2 protein-coding genes are annotated in these 7,741 nt (G+C 57.9%); one reads left to right on the plus strand and one right to left on the minus strand.

What is annotated here, in order from left to right; all coding sequences use genetic code 11:
• On the minus strand, positions 1–7,581 hold a 7,581-nt coding region (locus XALGPE39_RS00365; protein ID WP_343123006.1), incomplete at its 3' end, for an amino acid adenylation domain-containing protein.
• Between XALGPE39_RS00365 and XALGPE39_RS16290 the strand changes: the two genes are divergently transcribed.
• Positions 7,501–7,741: hypothetical protein (locus XALGPE39_RS16290; RefSeq protein WP_235429920.1), on the plus strand; the 241-nt coding region annotated here is incomplete at its 3' end. The genes XALGPE39_RS00365 and XALGPE39_RS16290 overlap by 81 nt on opposite strands.

Raw genomic sequence — 7,741 nt, forward strand, 5'->3', positions numbered from 1 at the left:
CACACCTAAGAGCGACACCACCATCTCGACACTACGCTGTAAACAGATCGCCACCCGCTCGTCCGGGCGCACGCCCAGTTCACGCAGGTAATGCGCCAGACGATTCGCCCGCGCGTTCAACTCACCATACATCAGCGATCGCTCACCCTGCACAACTGCAATTGCCGAAGGCGCACGTGCTACCTGCATCTCGAACAATTCATGGACACAGGCATCACGCGGATAATCCGCTGACGTCGCATTCCATTGGGTCAACACCTGATGACGCTCGGCCTCGTCCAGCAACGGCAGACAGTCCACCGCCTGATGTTCAGCGCTTTGGGCCACCATCGCTTTCAATAGATGACGCCAATACCCCATCCACCGCTCCAGCGTCGAACGCTCGAACAATGCTGTGGCATAGGTCAGGCTGCCAACGATCCCCTCCTCGCTCTCGGTCAACGACAACGACAGATCGAACTGCGCGCTCGTTTGCGCAACGTCCAGCCCGCTCGCCTTGATCTCGTCAAGATCCAGCTCACCACGCGGCGTGTTCTGCAACACGAACATCACCTGGAACAATGGTGCATACGCCAAGCTCCGCGGTGGTTGCAGCAGTTCCACCACTTGCTCGAACGGGATGTCCTGATGCGCCTGCGCCAGCAGCGCACGCTCCTTCACCGACGCCAGGAATTGCCCCAACGTTGGCGAGCCGGATAGCTCCACCCGTAATGCCAGGGTGTTGACGAAGAATCCGATCAACCCTTCGGTCTCCGAGCGACCACGATTAGCCACCGGACTGCCGATCACCACATCGTCTTGGCCGGACAGGCGTGACAGCAGTAGCGCCCAACTGGCCAGTAACGTCATATACATCGTCAGGCCATGCCGCTGGCTCAGTGCCTTAAGCGCCTTTGCCTGCTGCGGCCCAAGCACTACCTCCAGCATTGCGCCGGCATGGTCCTGACGCGCTGGACGCGGACGATCCGTTGGCAGCTCCAGCAATACCGGTGCACCGGATAGCGTCTCGCGCCAGTAGGTTGCTTGCTGCTCCAGCACATCCCCTGTCAACCACTGCCGCTGCCAACTTGCATAGTCGGCGTACTGGATCGGCAACTGTGCCAGCGGATCGGCTTGGCCACGTGCAAACGACCGATACAACACGCTCAACTCGTTGATCAAAATCCCCATCGACCACCCGTCCGAGACGATGTGGTGCATCGTGACGAAGAGGACGGACTCGTCATCGGCAAGTCGTATCAGCCGGCCACGGATGAGTGGACCTTGCTCCAAAGCAAATGGCGCTTGCGCTTCTTCGGTCAGCAATTTCTCAAGCGCTTCCTCACAATTAGCTACACCACACAGATCGTGGGCGATCAGATGGAAACCGCAGTCCTCGGCGGCGATTTGCTGCAATGCCTGTCCATCGACCAGCGCGAAGGTCGTGCGCAGCGATGCATGCCGGGCCACGATGCGATCCAGCGCACGCTGTAGTGCCTGGGTATCCAGCGCCCCGCGCAACCTTAGCCCGCCGCTGATGTGATACGCCTGACTGACACCCTCGAACTGCGACAGGAACCAAAGCCGCTGCTGTGCAAATGACAACACGCGCGGTGCATCCGACTCCAGTGGCAAGATTGGCGGTAGGGTCGCGCTTGGCGAGGACGCCACACACGCCGCAAGATGCTGCAGCGTGGTATGTGTAAACAGATCGGCCACACGGATCTCGACACCCAATTCCTGACGCAAGCGCGAGACGACCCGCACCGCCAACAACGAATGTCCACCCAGAGCGAAGAAGTTGTCATGCCGCCCGATGCTCTCTAGACCCAGCAGCTCACGCCAGATCGCGGCAATGGTGTATTCAACCTCACCCTGCGGTGCTTCATATGCAGGTGCTGCATAGGCTGTAGCATCCGGTGCGGGTAATGCCTTGCGATCCAGCTTGCCGTTCGGGGTCAGCGGTAGGCGATCCAACTGCACATAAGCCGCCGGCACCATGTAATCCGGCAACATGTCCGACAGCCAACTACGCAAGCTTTCCACGTCAAATGGCGTGTGCGTCGCATCCTGCCTACCAACCCAATACGCGACCAATCGCTTGTCGTTGCCTGTGGCATCCTCCATGGGCACCACCACGCACTCGCGCACATCCGCATGTGCGCTCAATCTTGCCTCGATCTCGCCGAGTTCAATACGGAAACCACGAATCTTGACCTGGTGATCGTTGCGACCCACGAACTCAATCGTGCCATCGGCACGCCAGCGCCCTAAATCGCCACTGCGATACATGCGCGCTGTCGGATCGGCACTGAATGGATCCGCGAGGAAGCGCGCGGCGGTCAAATCGTCACGATTCAAATATCCACGCCCCACACCATCGCCGCCGATATACAACTCGCCCACCGCCCCAATCGGAACCGGTGCACCGTGCATATCCAAGATGTAGATGCGCGTGTTAGCGATTGGACGGCCAATCGGCATCGACTCGGAAACATCAACCCCCTTGATGACGCCATCGACCGCAACGTCGGTGATTTCAGTTGGCCCATAACTATTTATAAATACATATTGCTCAGAACCTGAAATCCATTCCGAAATCAGATCAATTTTTATCTTTTCCCCTCCAAGTATAATATGGCGAAGTTTCGCAAGTAAGGTTACTCTTAATTTAGACTCGAAATCATCTAAAACTCCATGCAATTGACTTGGCGCGCAATTTATCAATGCAGCGCCACTGGACTCAAGAAGATTCAGGATACTTGATCCGACCACCACGCCTGCCGGTGCCAACTCGACAGCACAGCCCACAAACAATGGGGAAATAATATTCTTAAGCGTCAAATCAAAAGAAAAAGAAGATAAGACCAATACCTTATCACCACTCCTTAAATAGCAAATGGTATAGTGATGATATAAGTTGACACAACCCCGGTGCTCGATCATGACACCCTTCGGCATACCAGTCGATCCGGACGTGTAGATCACATACGCCAGATGCCGTGAGGTCAGGCCATTGGTATGGCGGTCAGGATTGTGCTCAGGCAGGTGCTGCCAACGTTCACCATCGGCTTGTAGATCGACGACCACCGTTGAAGCAGTCGAATGCTCGACCAAGTGGCGGCTGGCGGTATCCGTCAACACCAACACCGCGCCGCAATCCGACTGCATATAGGCCAGCCGCTCCGGTGGATAAGCCGGATCTAACGGCACATACGCACCGCCCGCTTTCAACACCGCAAGCAATGCCACCACCATTTCTACACTGCGCTGCACACAGATGGCTACACGATCATCCGGGCGCACGCCCAACTCACGCAGGCAATGCGCCAGACGGTTGGCACGTGCGTTCAACTCGCCATACGTCAGCGACACTTCGCCTTGCACCACCGCAATTGCAGATGGCGTCCGTGCTACCTGCGCCTCGAACAACTCGTGTACACAGGCATCGCGTGGATAATCTGCTGTCGTTGCATTCCACTGGGTCAGCACCTGATGGCGCTCGGCATCGTCCAGCAACGGCAGACGATCCACCACCTGATCTTCGGCGCCGTCGGCCACCATCGCATCCAACAGATGCCGCCAATGCCCCATCCATCGCTTCAGCGTCGAACGCTCGAACAGCGCTGCCGCATAGGTCAGACTACCAACAATCCCCTCCTCACTTTCGGCCAACGACAGCGACAGGTCGAACTGCGCACTCGTCCGTGCAACACCCAGTGCGCTGCCCTCTATATCGCCAAGATCCAGCTCACCCTGAGGCGCGTTCTGCCACGCGAACATCACCTGGAACAAAGGTGCATGCGCCAGACTCCGCGGTGGTTGAACCAATTCCACTACCTGCTCGAACGGAATATCCTGATGCGCCTGTGCTTGTAATGCGCGCTCTTTCACCGATGCAAGCAATTGCCCCAACGTCGGCGAACCGGACAAATCCAGCCGCAATGCCAGGGTGTTGACGAAGAACCCGATCAGCCCTTCGGTTTCCGAACGACCACGATTGGCCACTGGGCTGCCGATGACCACATCGTCTTGCCCTGAGAGTCGCGACAGCAACAGCGCCCAACTGGCCAGTAACGTCATATACAACGTTAGGCCATGCCGTTGGCTCAGCGCCTTCAGCGCCTGCGCCTGCTGCGAATCGACGACCACCTCCAGCATCGCCCCGGCATGGTCTTGCCGCGCTGGACGCGGATGATCCGTCGGCAGTTCCAGCAACACCGGTGCGCCGGACAGTGCCTCGCGCCAGTAATTGGCCTGCTGCTGCAACACCTCGCCCGCCAGCCATTGCCGCTGCCAGCTCGCATAATCGGCGTACTGGATCGGCAATGGTTCCAGCGGATCGGCCGCATCGCGTGCAAAGGCTCGATAAAGCACGCTCAACTCGTCGATCAAAATCCCCATCGACCACCCGTCCGAGACGATGTGGTGCATCGTCACGAACAGGACGTTCTCGTCATCGGCAAGTCGTATCAACCGACCACGGATCAACGGACCGCGCTCCAGTACGAACGGTGCCTGCGCCTCATCAGCCAGTAGTTGCTGCAGCGCCGCCTCGCGATCAGGCACATCCCGTAAATCGTGGGCGATCAGATGGAAGCCGCTATCTTCAGCGGCGATTTGCTGCAACACCTGCCCGTCAACCAGCGTGAACGTCGTGCGCAGCGACGTATGTCGAGCCACGATGCGATCCAACGCACGCTGCAATGCCTGAGTATTCAACACACCACGCAAACGCAAGCCACCGCTGATGTGATACGCCTCACTGACACCCTCGAACTGCGATAGGAACCAGAGCCGCTGCTGCGCAAACGACAGCACGCGCGGCGCATCCGGTTCCAGCGGCACGATCGGCGATAAGATCGAGGTGGACGAGGCCTCCACACAAGCGGCAAGACGCTGCGGCGTCGTATGCGTAAATAGCTCGGCCACGCCGATCTCGGCCCCTAATTCCTGACGCAAGCGCGAGGCGACCCGCACCGCGAGCAAGGAATGTCCACCGAGCGCGAAGAAGTTGTCGTGCCGGCCGATCGTCTCCAGACCAAGCAGATCGCCCCAGATTGCGGCAATCGTTTGTTCGATCTCACCCTGCGGTGCTTCATACACGCATGCTGCATAGGCTGAGCCGTCCGGTGCAGGTAATGCCTTGCGATCCAGCTTGCCGTTCGGGGTGAGTGGCAAGCGATCCAACTGCACATAGGCCGCTGGCACCATGTAATCCGGCAGTACATCCGATAGCCAAGTGCGCAATGCGGCAGCATCAACAGCTTCGTGACCGACCCAATACGCCACCAGCTGCTTCTCTGTCCATGTTGTCTCAAGCGCGAGGACCACGCACTCGCGCACCTCCGCATGCGCGCTCAAGCGTGCCTCGATCTCGCCCAACTCGATACGGAAACCACGGATCTTGACCTGGTGATCGTTGCGTCCCACGAACTCAACCGTGCCATCGGCACGCCAGCGCCCCAGATCACCGCTGCGGTACATCCGCGCTGTTGGATCGGTGCTGAATGGATCCGTGAGGAAGCGCTCAGCGGTCAATGCCTCTCGATTGAGATACCCACGCCCGACGCTATCGCCAGCGATATACAACTCACCCACCACGCCGATGGGAACTGGGGCACCATTCGCATCCAAGATGTAGATACGCACATTGGCAATCGGACGACCAATCGGTGGCGCGCCCATTGCGCTGGGATCGCATTCATGCATGCAGGCACAGACCGTCGCTTCCGTGGGTCCATATGCATTGATTAAGCGCCTTCCTTGACTCCAATATTTCGCGATGGTGGAAGAGAGCGAATCGCCCGCAACAACGATCGTTTGCAAAGAAACAAGTTCTTCAATGTTTTCTACTGTAGGCAACACTGAGGGAGGCAGCGTTGCGTGAGTGATTTCTTTATTTTTTATTATTTCAAATAAATCATGACCAGCAACAATCTCATTTTTAAATGGAATGGATAACTCCCCACCCCAACAGAGTGACATCATAATTTCGAACGTACAAGCATCGAAACTAAATGAAGAAAACTGCAAGATACGGCTATTTAAATCCAAGGATAATTTATTTTTCTGAGAAAAAGCCATGTTGACGACGCCGCGATGTTCATTCATCGCGCCCTTCGGCATACCGGTCGATCCAGACGTGTAAATCACATACGCCAGATGTCGCGAGGTCAGACCATTGGTATGGCGGTCAGGATTGTGCTCAGGCAGGTGCTGCCAACGCTCACCATCGGCTTGCAGATCGACGACCACCGTTGAAGTAGTCGGATGCTCGACCAAGTGGCGGCTGGCGGTATCCGTCAACACCACCACCGCGCCGCAATCTGACTGCATATAGGCCAGTCGCTCCGGTGGATAAGCCGGATCTAACGGCACATACGCACCGCCCGCCTTCAGCACCGCAAGCAACGCCACCACCATCTCCACGCTACGCTGCACGCAGATCACCACGCGATCATCCGGGCGCACGCCCAACTCACGCAGGCAATGCGCCAGACGGTTGGCACGCGCGTTCAACTCGTCATAGGTCAGCGACACCTCGCCCTGCACTACCGCGATGGCAGAGGGTGTCCGTGCTACCTGTGCCTCGAACAATTCATGTACACAGGCATCGCGTGGATAATCTGCTGCGGTTGCATTCCACTGGGTCAGCACCTGATGGCGTCCGGCATCGTCCAGCAACGGCAAACACCCAACAAGCTGATCGTCAGCACCCTCGGCGACCATCGCATCCAACAGATGCCGCCAATGGCCCATCCACCGCTCCAGCGTCGAACGCTCGAACAATGCCGTGGCATAGGCCAGACTGCCGACGATTCCTTCCTCACTCTCCGTCAATGACAACGACAGGTCGAACTGTGCACTTGTCTGTGCAACGCCCAATCCACTGGCATCGAGCTCGCCAAGATCCAACTCGCCCTGCGGCGTGTTCTGCCAAGCAAACATCACTTGGAACAGTGGCGCATGCGCCAGACTGCGTGGCGGTTGCAGCAGTTCGACCACCTGCTCGAACGGGATATCCTGATGTGCCTGCGCTTGCAGTGTGCGGTTCTTCACCGAGGCCAGCAGTTGCGCCAGCGTTGGCGAACCGGACAACTCCACACGCAACGCCAGCGTGTTGACGAAGAACCCGATCAGCCCCTCAGTCTCCGAACGACTACGATTAGCTACCGGACTGCCGATGACGACATCGTCTTGCCCGGACAGGCGTGACAGCAGCAACGCCCAACTCGCCAGGAGGGTCATGTACAGCGTCATACCATGGCGCTGGCTCAGGGCCTTCAACGTCTGTGCCTGTTGCGGCTCGATAACCACCTCCAACATCGCACCGGCATGGTCCTGACGCGCTGGACGTGGACGATCCGTTGGCAGTTCCAGCAACACCGGCGCACCAGACAGCGTCTGGCGCCAATACGTGGCCTGCTGCTCCAGTACCTCGCCCGCCAGCCATTGCCGCTGCCAACTTGCATAGTCGGCATACTGGATTGGCAGCGGTGCTAGCGGATCGGCTTCGCCATGTGCAAAGGCCCGATACAACACGCTCAGCTCGTTGATCAAAACTCCCATCGACCAACCATCCGAGACGATGTGGTGCATCGTGACGAAGAGGACGGATTCGTCGTCAGCAAGTCGTATCAGCCGACCACGGATGAGTGGGCCTTGCTCCAACGCAAATGGCGCATGTGCCTCCTCGGTCAGCAGTTTCTCAAGCGCTTTCTCACGATCAGGCACACCGCGCAGATCATGATCGATCAAA

Source organism: Xanthomonas sp. GPE 39 (assembly GCF_000963005.1).
Lineage (GTDB): Bacteria > Pseudomonadota > Gammaproteobacteria > Xanthomonadales > Xanthomonadaceae > Xanthomonas_A.